This is a genomic window from Aeromonas piscicola, from assembly GCF_000820005.1.
GTDB classification, from domain to species: domain Bacteria; phylum Pseudomonadota; class Gammaproteobacteria; order Enterobacterales; family Aeromonadaceae; genus Aeromonas; species Aeromonas piscicola.
The window spans coordinates 19,679-35,673 of the sequence record NZ_CDBL01000016.1; the positions used below are offsets into that span (position 1 = coordinate 19,679).

Annotated in this window: 12 protein-coding genes; 10 read left to right on the forward strand and 2 right to left on the reverse strand. The window is 60.2% G+C overall.

Translation table 11 applies throughout. From position 1 onward, the window contains the following. The first annotated feature begins 8 nt into the window (after positions 1 to 8). The 10 genes from hisD (at position 9) to hisIE (ending at position 13,955) form a co-directional block, all read left to right on the forward strand. Positions 9 to 1,319 carry a histidinol dehydrogenase gene (hisD, locus tag BN1128_RS03295; protein WP_042866293.1) on the forward strand — a complete coding sequence of 437 codons (1,311 nt, stop codon included), beginning with the start codon at positions 9 to 11 and terminating at the stop codon, positions 1,317 to 1,319. Beyond that, positions 1,316 to 2,416 (forward strand): histidinol-phosphate transaminase, encoded by a 1,101-nt coding sequence (hisC, locus tag BN1128_RS03300; protein WP_042866294.1) that lies wholly within the window; start codon positions 1,316 to 1,318, stop codon positions 2,414 to 2,416. The genes hisD and hisC overlap by 4 nt, the downstream gene beginning before the upstream one ends. Positions 2,417 to 2,427: 11 nt before the next feature. Next, positions 2,428 to 3,537: a bifunctional histidinol-phosphatase/imidazoleglycerol-phosphate dehydratase HisB gene (gene hisB / locus BN1128_RS03305; protein WP_042866296.1), complete on the forward strand. Its 1,110-nt coding sequence runs from the start codon at positions 2,428 to 2,430 to the stop codon at positions 3,535 to 3,537. 82 nt (positions 3,538 to 3,619) lie between these two features. Continuing rightward, positions 3,620 to 4,243: an imidazole glycerol phosphate synthase subunit HisH gene (gene hisH / locus BN1128_RS03310; protein ID WP_042866297.1), complete on the forward strand. Its 624-nt coding sequence runs from the start codon at positions 3,620 to 3,622 to the stop codon at positions 4,241 to 4,243. Beyond that, on the forward strand, positions 4,244 to 4,990 hold the full coding sequence (gene hisA / locus BN1128_RS03315) for a 1-(5-phosphoribosyl)-5-[(5-phosphoribosylamino)methylideneamino]imidazole-4-carboxamide isomerase (RefSeq protein WP_042866298.1): 747 nt from the start codon (positions 4,244 to 4,246) through the stop codon (positions 4,988 to 4,990). Positions 4,991 to 5,143: 153 nt separating this feature from the next. Further along, on the forward strand, positions 5,144 to 6,253 hold the full coding sequence (locus tag BN1128_RS03320; protein ID WP_042866299.1) for a response regulator: 1,110 nt from the start codon (positions 5,144 to 5,146) through the stop codon (positions 6,251 to 6,253). Continuing rightward, complete coding sequence (locus BN1128_RS03325) at positions 6,246 to 8,405, forward strand: PAS domain-containing protein (protein WP_042866300.1); 2,160 nt, start codon at positions 6,246 to 6,248, stop codon at positions 8,403 to 8,405. The genes BN1128_RS03320 and BN1128_RS03325 overlap by 8 nt, the downstream gene beginning before the upstream one ends. Then, positions 8,402 to 12,373 (forward strand): PAS domain S-box protein, encoded by a 3,972-nt coding sequence (locus BN1128_RS03330; RefSeq protein WP_042866301.1) that lies wholly within the window; start codon positions 8,402 to 8,404, stop codon positions 12,371 to 12,373. The genes BN1128_RS03325 and BN1128_RS03330 overlap by 4 nt, the downstream gene beginning before the upstream one ends. A 180-nt stretch (positions 12,374 to 12,553) precedes the next feature. Next, positions 12,554 to 13,327, forward strand: coding sequence for an imidazole glycerol phosphate synthase subunit HisF (gene hisF / locus BN1128_RS03335; RefSeq protein WP_005311371.1), 774 nt, complete (start codon positions 12,554 to 12,556; stop codon positions 13,325 to 13,327). Next, positions 13,320 to 13,955, forward strand: a complete 636-nt coding sequence (hisIE, locus tag BN1128_RS03340; protein WP_042866302.1) for a bifunctional phosphoribosyl-AMP cyclohydrolase/phosphoribosyl-ATP diphosphatase HisIE — start codon at positions 13,320 to 13,322, stop codon at positions 13,953 to 13,955. Before hisF ends, hisIE begins: the two co-directional genes overlap by 8 nt. Before the next feature lie 33 nt (positions 13,956 to 13,988). On the opposite strand, the gene BN1128_RS03345 is transcribed toward hisIE, so the two are convergent. Together BN1128_RS03345 and BN1128_RS03350 are read right to left on the reverse strand one after the other, a co-directional pair. Then, complete coding sequence (locus tag BN1128_RS03345; protein ID WP_082030349.1) at positions 13,989 to 15,455, reverse strand: KAP family P-loop NTPase fold protein; 1,467 nt, start codon at positions 15,453 to 15,455, stop codon at positions 13,989 to 13,991. A gap of 144 nt (positions 15,456 to 15,599) precedes the next feature. Continuing rightward, positions 15,600 to 15,995 (reverse strand): AMP-binding enzyme (locus tag BN1128_RS03350; RefSeq protein WP_042866303.1); only part of this gene is annotated, 396 nt, incomplete at its 5' end.

Consider the following 15,995-nt stretch of genomic DNA (forward strand, 5'->3'; position numbering starts at 1 on the left):
GGGACATCATGCAGACCCTGATCTGGAAGACCCTCTCCTCCGCCCAGCAAACCGACGTGCTGACCCGGCCCGCCCTCAATGACGAGGCCGATATCGGCGCCGTGGTCAAAGAGATCATCGCCGCGGTGCGCAGCCGTGGCGACGAGGCCCTGCGCGAGCTGAGTCTGCGCTTCGAGCGCGCTCCCCGTCAGCAGTTGCGCGTCAGCGAGGCCGAAATCGAGGCCGCCTGCGCGCGGCTGGACGATGACATCAAGAGTGCCATCGAAGCGGCAATTACCAATATTCGCACCTTCCACGCCGCCCAGGTGCAGCCGGTGGTGCGGGTCGAGACCCAGCCTGGCGTGGTGTGCGAGCTGCGCACCCAGCCCATCAGCCGGGTCGGCCTCTATGTGCCGGGGGGCAGCGCGCCGCTCCCCTCCACCGTGATGATGCTGGCCATTCCGGCCGCCATCGCCGGTTGCCGTGAAGTGGTGCTCTGCACCCCGTCACCCGCCAGCGACGAGATCCTGTTTGCCGCCCGCGCCTGCGGGGTCGAGAAGGTGTTCGCCATCGGCGGCGCGCAGGCCATCGCCGCCATGGCTTACGGCACCGAGAGCATTCCCAAGGTCGACAAGATCTTCGGCCCGGGCAACGCCTTTGTTACCGAAGCAAAGGGGCAGGTCTCGCGCGATTGGCGCGGCGCTGCCATCGACATGCCAGCTGGCCCCTCCGAGGTGCTGGTGATTGCCGACGAGAGCGCCAACCCCGCCTTCGTGGCGGCGGATCTGCTCTCCCAGGCCGAACACGGCCCCGACAGTCAGGTGGTGCTGGTCACCACCTCGCCCCTGCTGGCTGATGCCATCGCAGGGGAGATCAAGCGCCAGCTGGCCAAGCTGAGCCGCCGCGAGATCGCAGCCAAGGCGCTGGGTGCAAGCCTGGTGATCCTCTGTGACGATCTGGCCGAGGCGTGTGCCATCTCCAACGCCTACGCGCCGGAGCACCTGATTGTGCAGACCCAAGCCCCCCGCGATCTGCTGGATAAACTCGAGAACGCCGGTTCCATCTTCCTCGGGGCATGGACGCCCGAGTCGGTCGGCGATTACGCCAGCGGCACCAACCACACCCTGCCCACCTATGGCTATGCCCGCACCTGCTCCAGCCTGGGGCTGGCCGATTACCAGCGCCGCTACACGGTGCAGGAGCTGAGCGCCGAGGGCATTCAGGGCCTTGGCCCCATAGTCCAGCGCATCGCACAAGCCGAGGGGCTCGATGGCCACAAGAATGCCGTCACCCTCAGGTTGAACGCCCTTTCCAACCAGCAGCAGAAGGATTTGTCATGAGCATTGCCAATCTGGCGCGCCGCGTGGTGCGGGCCCTCACCCCTTATCAATCCGCCCGCCGCATCGGCGGCAAGGGCCACGTCTGGCTCAACGCCAACGAGGCGCCGCAGGCCTATCCCTTTACCATCGAAGGCAGTCGCCTCAACCGCTACCCCGAGTGCCAACCGGCCGAGGTGGTGAGCGGCTATGCCGCCTACGCCGGGGTCAACCCCGATCAGGTGCTTGTCAGTCGCGGGGCCGACGAGGCCATCGAGCTGCTTATTCGCACCTTCTGCGAAGCGGGTGAAGATCAGATCCTGATCTGCCCCCCCACCTACGGCATGTACGCCATTAGCGCCGAGACCTGTGGCGTGGGTATCGTCGAGCAGCCGCTCACCGCCAGCCGCCAGCCGGACTGGCCCGCCATCGCCGATCGCCTCGGCGACGTGAAACTGGTGTTTCTCTGCTCCCCCAACAACCCCACCGGGGATCTGGTGGGTCGCGATGGCCTGATCGCCCTGCTGGAGAAAGCCCGGGATCGCGCCATCGTGGTGGTTGACGAGGCCTATATCGAGTTCTGCCCAGAAGCGAGCGTGGTGGACCTGCTGGCCCGCTTCCCCAATCTGGTGGTGACCCGCACCCTCTCCAAGGCTTTTGCGCTGGCGGGGATCCGCTGCGGCTTTACCTTAGGCCATCCCGAGGTGATCGCCATGCTGGCCAAGGTGATCGCCCCCTATCCCATCCCCGAGCCCATCGCCCAGATCGCGGCGCAGGCCCTCTCCCCCATCGGACTGGAGCTGATGCAGGAGCGGGTCACCGAGCTCAACAAGCAGAAGGCGATGATCAAGGCCGAGCTGGCCAGCCTGGCCTGCGTGCGGGAGCTTTTCGAGGACAAGGGCAACTTCATACTGGTGCGCTTCGTTGACGGCGCCAGCGTGTTTGCCGCCATGAAGGCCGCCGGCATCATATTGCGGGATTTCTCCACCAAGCCAGGGCTGGACAACAGCATTCGCATCACCATCGGCTATCAGGGAGAAATGGACGCCGTTATCAAGGTATTGCGAGACGTCTCAGCCAACCGGATGCCACTCAATAACCCGTCTGCCGCCAGTGTATAAGGATGTCATTGATGAAGACCCCGTTTTTGTTTATCGACCGCGACGGCACCCTGATTGAAGAGCCGGTGACCGACAAGCAGGTCGACAGCCTCGCCAAGCTGCGCTTCGAACCCATGGTCATTCCGGTACTGCGCGAGTTGCAGGCCGCAGGCTATGTGCTGGTGATGGTGACCAATCAGGATGGGCTGGGCACCGCCAGCCTGCCGCTAGAGAACTTCCAGCCGCCACACGACCTGATGATGCACCTGTTTGAATCGCAAGGGGTGAAGTGGGAGCAGGTGCTGATCTGCCCGCACTTCCCCACCGACGGTTGCAGCTGCCGCAAGCCCCACCTTGGGCTGGTGAAGGCGTACCTCGCCTCGGGTCGCATCGACTTCGCCAACTCCTTCGTGATTGGCGATCGCCAGACCGATCTGCAACTTGCCGAGAACATGGGCATTGGCGGTATTCGCTACCACCCGCAGGATCACGACTGGCTTGCCATCCGTGATCAGCTGCTCTCCAAAGGACGAGTTGCCGAAGTGGAACGCTACACCAAAGAGACCCGCATTCAGGTAGCTGTGGATCTCGACAACAGCGGCGGCAACCAGATCGCCACCGGCATCGGTTTCTTTGATCACATGCTGGATCAGATCGCCACCCACGCCGGTTTCCGGCTCAAGTTGAGCGTCAGCGGTGATCTGCATATCGACGATCACCACACGGTGGAAGACGTCGGGCTGGCTCTCGGTCAGGCGCTGCGCCAGGCCCTTGGCAACAAGCGCGGTATCGGCCGCTTCGGCTTTGTGCTGGCGATGGACGAGGTGCAGGCGGTGATCGATGCGCGCCCGCTGACCGAGCAGGAGGTGAGCACCGCGCTGGATCTGAGCGGCCGCCCCTACTTCGTGTTCGACTGCCCGAGCGGCTTTGGCCGTGACAACGTGGGCGAGATGGCCACCGAGATGGTGCCCCACTTCTTCCGCTCGCTGTCGGATGCCATGGCCATCACCTTGCAGATGAAGGTGGGCAGCGGCAACACCCACCATCAGGTGGAGGCGCTGTTCAAAGGCTTTGGCCGCGCCCTGCGTCAAGCCATTCGGGTGGAAGGGAGCGAGCTTCCCTCCAGCAAGGGAGTGCTGTGATGGATGCGGGCAAGCAGACACCGACCATCATCGACACCGCATTGATAGTGCGGATTTCGCCAATCGACATGGGTAAGGCACGATGAACAATCAAAAGCTGGTCATCATCGACACTGGCTGCGCTAACCTGGCCTCGGTCAGAATGGCGTTCGAGCGTCTCGGCGTGCAGCCACTGGTCTCAAGCCAGGCGGCCGATATCGAGCAGGCCAACAAGCTGATCCTGCCCGGTGTAGGCACAGCCGTGGCCGCCATGAACAACCTCAACGAACGGGGGTTGGTGCCGCTTATTCGCGCCGCCAAACAGCCGCTGCTGGGCTTTTGCCTCGGCATGCAGATGCTGGCGGAGGCCTCCGAAGAGAGCATGGGCACGGAGGGGTCGTCAGAGCGGCTTATCGACTGCCTTGGCATAGTACCGGGCAAGATCCGGCTGATGGAGGTCGGCACGCTGCGCCTGCCCCATATGGGCTGGAACCAGATAGAGCATGATGAAACGCACCCGTTGCTCAAGGGGATCCCGAGCGGCAGCTACTTCTATTTCGTCCACTCCTACGCGCTGGAGGTGACAAATGCGACGCTCGCCACCTGTGACTACGGCACGCCCTTTACCGCCATCGTCGGTCGGGACAACTTCTTCGGCGCCCAATTCCACCCGGAGCGCTCAGGCGCAGCCGGTGCCCGTTTGCTGCAAAATTTTCTGGAGCTTTGAATGATCATTCCCGCAATTGACCTTATCAATGGTCAGGTAGTCCGTCTCTATCAGGGGGACTACGACCAGAAGACCGAATACAGCAGCAGCCCGCAGGCCCGCTTCGACGAGTATGTCTCCCAGGGGGCGGTGCAGCTCCATCTGGTGGATCTGGACGGTGCCAAGGATGCAAAGGCCCGCCAGTTGCCCCTGCTGACCCAACTGCTGTCGGCCACCGAAGCACCGGTGCAGGTCGGTGGCGGCGTGCGCACGGAGCAGGATGTAGCAGACCTCTTGGCCGCCGGTGCCAGCCGGGTGGTGATCGGCTCCACCGCCGTCAAATCCCCGGATCTGGTGGCCAGCTGGATGGAGAAATATGGCCCAGAGCAGATCGTGCTGGCGCTGGACGTCAATATCGATGCGCTGGGCAATCGCCATATCGCAGTGGCAGGCTGGCAGGAGAACAGCGGCGTGACCATCGAAGCGCTGATCGAGCGCTTCCTCCCCGCCGGGCTCAAACATGTGCTCTGCACCGACATCAGCCGTGACGGCACCCTGGCTGGCACCAACGTCGAGCTCTATCAGGATCTCTGCGCCCGCTACCCGAGCGTGGCCTTCCAGGCCTCAGGCGGTATTGGCGGGATCCAGGACATAGAGGCGCTCAAGGGCTCCGGGGTCAAAGGGATCATCCTCGGCCGCGCCCTGCTGGAGGGCAAGTTCTCGGTGGGTGACGCCATCGCATGCTGGGCCAACGGCACGCCAGATTGACGGCTTGAGCACCCGCCGTGACATGAGAGCCTGCCTGGCCAGAGGAGCCGGGCAGAGATCTCTCGATCCAGAGATAAGTCGGGGTAAGTCCTTATTGCCTGGTAACAATTGACTCTATACTCGAACTCATCGAGACAAGGTCACGGAGGACTTATGTTCACATCTCACGCCGCCACCATACTGATCGTTGATGACTCGCCCGAAAATCTGATGGTGCTGACAGACTTGCTCTCTCCCACCTATCGTGTGCTGGCCGCCCAGAGCGGGGAGAAGTGCCTGCGGATCGCCACTGGCAAGACGGCGCCGGATCTCATCCTGCTGGATGTGATGATGCCGGGCATGGATGGCTATGAGGTGCTCAAACAGTTGCGTATCGCCCCCGAGACCACCCGTATTCCCGTGGTGCTGCTAACCGCCCTCGCCGATCCCCAGAGTGAAGAGTATGGATTGTCGCTCGGGGCGGCCGATTACATCACCAAGCCAATCAAACCGGCCATCGTTCAGGCCCGGGTGCGCACCCAGCTGGAAGCCAAGCAGGCCCGTGATGGCTTGCAGACCCAGAACACGGCGCTGGAGGCCGAGGTGGCCCGCCGCATGACGGAGAACGACCTGATCCAGCAAGTCTCCATCCGTGCTCTTGCTCACCTGGCGGAGATCCGCGACCCCGAAACCGGCAACCACATCTTGCGCACTCAAGGCTATGTGCGGCAACTGGCCAGCGCCCTCGCCACGCATCCCCGCTTTGCCGAGACCCTGACCCCTCGTTACATCGACCTGCTGAGCCGCTCGGCCCCCCTGCATGACATCGGCAAGGTGGGCATTCCCGATCACATACTGCTCAAACCGGCCAAGTTGACGGTGGAAGAGTGGGCAACCATGCGCACCCATGCCAAGCTCGGCAGCGATGCCATCGAGCAAGCGGAACAAGACATAGAACAACCCTTGGCATTCCTCACCCTGGCCAAGGAGATCGCCCACTGGCACCACGAGAAGTGGGACGGCAGCGGTTACCCTGACGGTTTGCGCGGCGATGATATTCCCCTGTCGGCTCGGCTGATGGCACTGGCCGATGTGTTTGACGCCCTCATCAGCGTAAGGGTTTACAAGGCCGCCATGCCCTATGACGAGGCGAGAACCCTGATCCTCACTGGCAGCAGCCAGCATTTTGATCCGGATGTAGTGGCGGCATTTGACAGCCATTTCGAACAGTTCATCGCCATTGCCGAACGCTACAAGGATGACAATGAGGCACAGCATGGCTGACCAGCCCCCGCTCACCCGCGCTCACATCCTCAACGTCGTACTGACCTATGCCGCCGTGGCCAGCCTGTGGATCCTGCTTTCCGACAAGGCGGTTGAGTGGTTGTTCAGCAGCCAGGCCCAGTTCGCCCTGGCCAGCACCATCAAGGGTTGGCTGTTCATCCTCATCACGTCGCTCATGCTCTATACCATGCTGCGCCGTCGCATCGACATGCCAGTGGTCACCCGTCGCCCCTCCCGGCGCCAGCTTTTGCCCCTTATCCTGACCAACGGCCTGATCCTGGGGCTCACCGGCATGGCCATCGCCCAGAGCCTGGGTCACACTCAGGACAAGGAGATAGCCCGGATCGAGGCCATCGCCGATCTCAAGAGCAAGCAGATCACCGAGTGGCTCAATGCCCGTGAGCGCGATGCCCGCCTGCTGATCGAAAAACCGCTCTATGCCAACCTCTATCGCCAGGGGCAAGTCACACATCAGGCGGATGCACATCCCCCCCTGATGACCCGGCTGGCCGAGTTCATCTCCATCAGGGGATTCAGCGCGGCGACCGTATTCAGCCCGACCGGCACCGCCCTGTGGCAGACCCCCGGGGCCAGCGGTCTTGGCGCACCGCTGCGCGAGGCCTTGGCTCATGCGGAAACGGACAACGTCATGCGGGTGGGGCCCTATCTCGATGAGCAGGGCCAGCCCAGGCTCGACTTCATAGCCCCGCTGTCCATGCCTGGCAGCGCCTCTCCTCTTGTTGTACTGCAAATCAGCTCCAGCGACTGGCTCAACCACATTCTCAAGCAATGGCCCATTCCGGCCAGCAGCGGGGAAGCCCTGCTGTTTCGCAAACACGGCAATCAGATGCAGTTTCTCAATGACGTGCGCTATCGCCCCCACTCGGCCCTCACCCTGCAGATCCCCATCGACAACAAGGCGCTGCTGGCGGCCCAGTTTCTCAACGGCGGCGCCAAAGAAGAGCTCAGACAGGTTTTCTTGGGCCAGGATTACCGGGGGGTCGAGGTCTTTGGCACCATCCACTCCGTCATCGGCACCGACTGGTATCTGGTAGCCAAGATAGACAAGGCGGAGCTCAACCACGCCGCCTTCAGGGAGAGCATCTGGATTGGGCTCATAGGCCTGCTGGTGCTCTTCATCGCCAACGCCGGCATCATATTGCTGCGCCAGCATACCCAGCTATTTATGGCCGAGCAGATCCGCCAATCCCAGGCGGGGCGTCTGCAGGCGCTGCAACTGCTCTCCGCCATTGCCGACAGCTCGGAAGACGCCATCTTCGCCAAAGACATGGAAGGCAAATACATCTTGTTCAACCGCGCCGCCAGCCAGTTCGTCGGCAAGCCGGCCGCCGAGATGCTGGGTCAGGATGACATGGCCATCTTCCCGCCCGACCAGGCCCGGATGTTGATGGATCTGGGCCAGCAGGTCATCGCCCGCAACAAGGTACAGACACAGGAGGAGTATCTCACCCTGCCCAGCGGCGATCGGGTGTTCCTTGCCACCAAGGGACCGCTGCAAGACAACGAAGGTCAGGTGATCGGCATCTTTGGCATCTCCCGCGACATCACGGATTTCAAGCGGGCCGAGGCAGGCCTCAAGGAACGGGAAGGGTTGTTTCGCGCCCTGGTGGAACAGTCTCTGGCCGGTATCTACATACTCCAGCAGGGCCAGCTCTGCTACATCAACCCGGGCTTCGCCCGCCTGTTTGGCTACGGCTCGACCAACGCCCTGCTGAAAGTCGGCACACTGCATGCCTTGGCCAACCCGAAAGACAGCGACAGGGTGGCGGAGCAATTGCTGCGCTGCGAGCAGGAAGATACCGAGATCCACACCCGTTTCACCGCCTTGCACCACGACCATCAGAACATTGAGGTGGAGCTGTATGGACGACGCGTCGACTATCGTGGCCAGCCCGCCGTCCTCGGCCTGTTGCTGGATGTCACCGAGCGGGAGCAGGTCGAGCAGGCCCTGACCCGCCAGGCTGCGGAATTGCGCCAGCAAAACAGCGAGCTGGAGCGGTTCAACAAGGTGATGGTGGACAGGGAACTGGCCATGCTGACCCTCAAACACCAGATCAATGCGCTGTCACTTCAGCTCGGACAGCAGCCACCCTACCCTCAAGCCCCCACGCCGCCGGAGGTGTCCCTATGATAAGCGGGTCCCAGCTGTGGCATATCCGTCAGCCCTGGCAACGGTGGGGGGTGTGCCTGTTGGCCATTCTGCTGCCCATTCTCATGTTGCAGATCCGGGTACAGCTGCCCATCGCCTTTGGCGAACGGCCGCTGCTGGTGCTCTTCATGCTGCCCATCATCCTCTGCGCCCTGCTAGGTGGCCTGCTGCCTGGTTTGCTCAGCACCTTGGTGAGCGCCCTGGTCACCACCTACTTCCTGCTGCCCCCGCTCCATTCGCTGACCATTGCCGCCGGCCAGGATCTGGTGCAATGGGGGATACTGCTTGCCAATGGCATCCTCATCAGCCTGCTCAGCGCCGCCATGCATAGATCCCGCGCCCGGGAGAGCCAGCGCTGGCAGGAGCTGATGAACATCCAGTCCCGTCTGCAACAGAGCGAAACCCGCTTTCAGGCCACCTTTGAGCAGGCGGCGGTGGGCATTGCCCTGGTCGCCCCGGACGGCAAGTGGCTGCGGGTCAACCAGCGGCTGTGCGACATGGTGGGCTACCAAGCCGATGAGTTGATGGGCATGACCTTCCAGCAGATCACGCACCCGGACGATCTCTTTATCGATCAGGCCTACGTTGGCCAGATGCTGGCGGGCGAGCGACCTCACTACACCCTGGAAAAACGCTACCTGCGAAAGGGGGGCGACATCCTCTGGATCACCCTCACAGTGGCGCTGGTCCGGGATCTCAAGGGGGAGCCCGACTATTTCATCTCGATCATCGAGGACAACCAGCAACGCAAGGAGACCGAGGAGGCCCTGCGCCGCAATGAGGTGATCCTGCGCGAATCTCAGCATCTGGCCAAGATAGGCAACTGGCGCTGGCACATTGCCGACAACAGCCACTACTGGTCACCCGAGATCTACCGTATCTATGGCCGCGACCAGTCCCTCCCTCCCGCCGTCTACCCCGAGGTGAGGAAATATTTCACCCAGGAGGGGTGGCGCGCCATCGCCCAGTCCGTCGAGCATTGCCTGCAGACCGGCTATCCCTACGAGTGCGATGCCGAGGTGATCCACGAACAGGGGGATCCCATCTGGATCATTGCCCGGGGCGCTGCCTTGCGTGATGGCAGTGGCGCCATCGTCGAGCTGTACGGCACTGTGCAGGACATCACCGAGCGAAAACTGGCCGAGCAGCAGCTGTTGCAAAACCAGCAGGTGGCACTCGATACCCAGCGCCGCGCCCGCCTGGCGGCACTGAATCTGATGGACGATGCCATCAGCGCCCGCATCCGTGCAGAGACCACCAGCACAGCCCTGCGCAATAGCGAACAGCGCCTGCTGATGGCCCAGGAAGGGGCACACGTCGGCATCTGGGAGTGGGACATCCCGAGCGGCCAGCTGTTCTTCTCTCCCGAATGTGCCCGCCTCTATGGCCGCAGTGTGGAGCAGCTCAGCAAGTTTCACGCCTGGCAAAGTTGCGTGCATCCGGACGACAAGGCCCGCATCGACAAGCTGCTCTCCGAATTGCCCGCAGCGGGCAAACCGCTCGAGATAGAATTTCGCATCCAGCAGCCCAATGGCGATATCCGCTGGCTGGTGAGCAAGGGCAGCGTCTATCGGGATGCCCAACAGCGCCCGCTGCGCCTGCTTGGCATCAATCTGGATATCACGGAGCGCAAGCAGGCCGAACAGCAGTTGCGGCAACTGTCGCTGGCCCTGGAGCAGAGCCCGGATGGCGTCTTCATCACGGATACCCATGCCCGCATCGAATACGTCAACGTTGCCTTCCTGGCCGCCAGCGGATACCAGCAGAGTGAAGTGATAGGCCAGACCCCTTCCCTGCTGCGCTCCGGCCTCACTCCCAAGGCGACCTATGTTGCCCTGTGGGACGCTATCCATCAGGGGCAGCGCTGGCATGGCGAGTTCATCAACCGCCGCAAGGATGGCTCCCACTATCAGGTGCTGGCCACCGTCTCCCCCATTCGGCAGGAGAACGGGGTGGTAACCCACTATGTGACCGTGCAGGCGGACATCACGGAGAAGAAACAGCTCGGCGAGGAGCTGGATCAATACCGCTACCACCTGGAAGAGATGGTCAACGAGCGCACCCTGCAACTGGCCCAGGCTCACCAACGGGCGGAGAGCGCCAACCGTGCCAAGAGCGCCTTCCTGGCCAACATGAGCCACGAGATCCGTACCCCCATGAACGCCATTTTGGGGCTCACCTATCTGCTCAAGCGCGATACTCCGGATCACACCCAGCACGATCGGCTGGAGAAGATAGACAACGCAGCCCAGCACCTGCTCACCATCATCAACGACATTCTGGATCTCTCCAAAATCGATGCGGGCAAGATGGTGCTGGAGCAGAGTGACTTCTCCCTCACCGCCATGCTGGACAACGTCAGCGCCCTGATGAGCGAGCAAGCACGCGCCAAGGGGCTCACCATCATAGTCGACATAGGGGATACACCCGCCTGGGTCCATGGCGACATCACCCGTTTGCGCCAGGCGCTGCTCAACTACGCGGCCAATGCCATCAAGTTCACCGAACAGGGCTCGGTCACCCTGCGGGTACGGATAGAACGCCCGCTGCCCACGGGTTACCTGCTGCGCTTCGAGGTGGAAGACACCGGCATCGGCATCAGTGCGGAACAGAGCGAGAAGCTGTTCCAGGCATTCGAGCAGGCCGACGTCTCCACCACCCGCAAGTACGGCGGCACCGGCCTTGGCCTGGCGATCACCAGCCGCCTCGCCACCCTGATGGGGGGCGAGGTCGGTCTGAGCAGCGTACCGGGCAAAGGCAGCTGCTTCTGGTTCACCGCCCTGCTCTCCCTGGGTCAGGGGGAGCCGCAGCAAGCCGCGCGACTCGAGCAGACGGTGCAGCAGGCGCTCTTTTTCTCCAACCATGCCCGGGTGCTGCTGGTGGAGGACAATGCCATCAACCGCGAGGTGGTGCTGGAGCTGCTCAACAACAGCGGCCTCGTCATCGAGACCGCCGTCAATGGCCAGGAAGCGCTGGAGAGGGTCAGCCAGCACGCCTTCGATCTGATCCTGATGGACATACAAATGCCCCTGATGGATGGCTACACGGCCACTCGCGCCATCCGTATCTTGCCGGGCTGGGAGAAGACCCCCATTCTGGCACTGACCGCCAGTGCCTTTGAAGAGGACAAAAAAGCCTGTGAGGCAGCAGGCATGAACGATTTCATCGCCAAGCCAGTGACCCCCGCCAAGTTGTTTGAGGCGCTGCAACAGTGGTTGCCCGCCAGCACGCCGTTGCAGCCTCAATACCAGCGCCGGGCCAGTGATACCCTGATAGCTCCACTCGCCCGGCTGCAATCCTTCCCCGGTCTGGATCTGCAACAGGGGCTGGCGGCACTGCAGGGCAATCAGGTGAAATACGCCGCCTTGCTGCGCCACTTCGCCAGTGAGCACAGTCAGGACATGCCACTGCTCAGCAGCCATCTGCAAGCGGGCGATAAACCGGCCGCCACACGCCTCGCCCACACCTTGCGCGGCGTCGCCGCGACTTTGGGCTGGGTGTCCCTGGCCGACCAGAGCCAGCGGCTGGAACACGACCTGTCCCGCGATGGCAGCGAGCTGACCGATCAAATGGCGGAGATAGCGAACGGACTCGGTGCCCTGCTTGAACTGCTGGGTCAGGAAGAGCCTGAGCCCACCTGCGTATCGGCCCCCATCAACGGCCACTGGCAGCAGCAGTTGCTGCGCCAGATTGAAGGCCTGCTGCTGCAAAGCGACACAGCCGTCATTCCGCTGTTCGAGCAGTACGCAGGTCCCCTGCTTCTCAGCCTCGGGCCCAAAGGGGAGACACTGGCCCGCCAGTTGAAAGTGTTCGACTTCGACAGCGCCCTGCTCACCCTGCGCAGCCTGCAGGTGGCGCAGGAAGATACCACCGGATTTGAACCGGCCAGCCCGGATGCGCCAACCCTGCATCCTGCGGCGACAAAGAGAGATAAAGGGTTGAATCACTGAATAAAGTCATGCATATAGTGTTGGTTCCCCTGTCGAACACGTTCCCTTGCGGCCACGTTTTCGCCCGGCTGGGCACCACCTGTTGAAGCATGCCGACGATCTTCACTCATTGGCCGTCTGACGCCCGCGTCATCCGGCAATAACGATGTTTTTAACCGTGCGTTACATGGAGCAACGAGCATGTTGTCAAAGCGTATTATCCCCTGTCTGGACGTCAAAGATGGCGTCGTGGTCAAGGGAGTGCAATTTCGAAATCATGAAGTGATGGGCGGTATCGTCGAGCTCGCCCGCCGCTACGCAGAAGAAGGGGCCGACGAGCTGGTGTTCTATGACATCACCGCCTCAAGCGATGCCCGGGTGGTAGACAAGAGCTGGGTGAGCCGGGTGGCGGAAGTCATCGACATCCCCTTCTGCGTCGCCGGTGGCATCAAAAGCGTTGAGGATGCCCGCCAGATCCTGGAATTTGGCGCCGACAAGGTCTCCATCAACTCACCGGCACTGGCGGATCCCGGCCTCATCACCCGGCTGGCGGAGCGCTTTGGCGTGCAGTGTGTGGTGGTGGGGATCGACTCCTACTTCGATGCCGACACAGGTCACTATCAGGTCAAGCAGTTCACCGGTGACGAGAGCCGCACCCGCACCACGGCCTGGCACACTCTCGATTGGGTGCAGGAGGCGCAAAAACGCGGCGCCGGTGAAATCGTGCTGAACGTGATGAACCAGGATGGCATGCGTCAGGGCTACGACCTCGAGCAGCTCAAGCTGGTCCGTGCCGTCTGCAAGGTGCCCCTCATCGCCTCCGGCGGCGCGGGTGCCATGGAACACTTTCGCGATGCCTTTACCCTCGCAGACGTGGACGGGGCCCTGGCCGCCTCTGTTTTCCACAAGGGCCTTATCCCCATTCCCGAATTGAAACGCTGGCTGAAAAATGAAGGAGTCGCCATCCGTGAGTAATCAAGATGTTGTAAACCAGGCACCGCTGATTGAACGCCTGGACTGGGCAAAGTGTGATGGCATGATCCCCGCCATCGTCCAGCATGCCGCCAGCGGCGAGGTGTTGATGCAAGGCTTCATGACCCGCGAAGCGCTGGAAAAAACCCAAACCACAGGTCAGGTCACCTTCTTCAGCCGCAGCAAGCAGCGCCTCTGGACCAAGGGCGAAAGCTCGGGCCATGTGCTCAAGCTGGTCGCCATCAGCACCGACTGCGATCAGGACTCTCTGCTGATCGCCGCCAATCCGGTCGGCCCCACCTGCCATCTGGGCACGCCATCCTGCTTCGACGGTCACCCTGTGCCGCCGCTTGGCTTCCTGGCCGAGCTTGAGCAGATCCTGGCATCGCGCAAGGGCGCAGACCCCGCCACCAGCTACACCGCCAGCCTGTACGCCAAAGGCACCAAGCGTATCGCCCAGAAGGTGGGTGAAGAAGGTGTTGAAGTGGCACTGGCCGCCATGGCCAAGGATCGGGAGGAGCTTATCAATGAATCCGCCGACCTGCTCTACCACCTCACAGTCCTGCTGCAAAACGAGGGGCTGGGATTGAAGGATGTGGTGCAGCGGCTTTATAAGCGCCATCAGAAATAATATTCCTGTGTAGAAATGGGCGCATGCCCATTTCTATTTTAAATTACATGCTAGCTCAACAAGATCTTGGTACTCATTAATATTTATACTCTGATTTGCCAAATGATATGCTAATAGCGCCTCTTCATGTCTAGCCTCGGAAAATGAATCTATTGAATGTTTACCTAATACCCCCCCTATCGAAATGGCTTCCTTTGCCGCAACTAATTGAGCTTTGTTTTTGATGGAGTAAAAGAAACAACCTATGTATTTTGATATGCTTACTTCAGCTTTTAAAAACTCGGAGCCATTGTTCTCCAAAGGCAAATGAAAACTCAATTCTTTATTGAATTTAAATCGTTCGTAGAACCCAATATTGGAGACTGGTTTAGAACTATCATTTCTAAGTGATAGTTCTAAACTAACTATCTGCCTATATAAATCAGGCACATACTCCTTGGATAAAAGAAGTATGGAAAAAACCACCAAATCAAAATCATCACTAACGTTTGATATCGCAGCCTTTATTTTGTCTATGTATTGCTCAATATTTCTAAGCTTTAGACCGAAAACATCTGCGATTACAGATAGCAACCATGAAAATTCGCTTATTGTTTTAAATCTTGGGAAAAGATGCTCGCATGATGCACCATCAAGAGTCATATTGCTTTCAATGAATGACGCTTTTGATATTTCCTTTAAGGAAAATTGTCGCCTGAAAAAACGTCTTAGATAAGCAGATGCATCAAATCCTTCGCCATATATTACCTTTATGGCATGTTGTAACTGTTCGGTATCCGTTGCCAAGACAAAGACCACACCGGGGATATCGAATATATGCTTGATGGTTTCCAGCATTTCTACCGCATAGGAGGGACGACAGCGATCCAGCTCATCGATCAAGATAAAAGCTGGGTAATCTAGTTTTCCATCACTTAAACCAACGGCCCCCTCGACCCATTGCCGTATCTCCTTTTTAAGATACTGAATAGATTCATAACGCTCTTTTTGGTTGCTGCAGAGGGCATCAACCAATTGATTGGCATCCTCCTTTTCCAGAGAAAAATCGTCCTCTTCCAGTCCAGCTTTCTTGATGGCCGCTTTCAACGCCAGTTTGCCGCCGACCTTGAATAATCCCAACAAACGCTGGCGCATGCCATCGGGAATAGGGTTCTCTTTACCTGCAATATGCTTTAGCTGGTCAATAATCGACGAGATCACCGTCAACAAGGGATCATCAGAAAAGTCCTGCTGCCAGGCATCGATATAGACGGTGGGATAGTGCTGTTTCAGCTCCATATACCAACGCTTGATAAACCAGGTCTTGCCCGCCCCCCATTCGGCATTGAGGTTCAGCACATAGTTGCGCTGTGTGCCCTCGGCCGCCAGATAGTTGGTAAGAAAATCGGCGTAACGAGCACGGTCCAACCTGTCACCTGCCAACTCTTCCACTACACCGTCAATGGCTCCCGGGCCATCCCATGGGAGTGGCTCACCCCAATTAAATGCTGCAAGCGTCATAATGCTTCCCTATCTCGATATTGAGCAGGATATTACCAGAGTGAGTTCCGAAAGAGTTTGATGAACATACAAATTTGGCGCCATATCACCCACAGGGCAATATGACGCCAACTTAAACGTTCACATGACAGTGACCGCCAGCCATTACCCGAACTGCTGGCGCAACATGAACTTCTGCACCTTGCCGGTGGAGGTCTTGGGCAGGGGGGTGAAGATGATCCGCTTGGGGGCCTTGAAGTGGGCCATCTGCTCGCGGCAAAACGCAATCAGCTCGGCCTGGCTCAGCTCTCTGCCCTCCTTGAGTTTCACGAAGGCACAGGGCACCTCCCCCCACTTTTCGTCCGGCATGGCGATCACCGCCACCTCGTCCACATCGGGATGGCGATAGAGCACGTCCTCCACCTCCAGGCTGGAGATGTTCTCCCCGCCCGAGATGATGATGTCCTTGGATCTGTCCTTGATCTCCACATAGCCATCAGGGTGCCACACCGCCAGATCGCCGCTGCGAAACCAGCCCTCCGCCATCGCCTCGGCACTGGC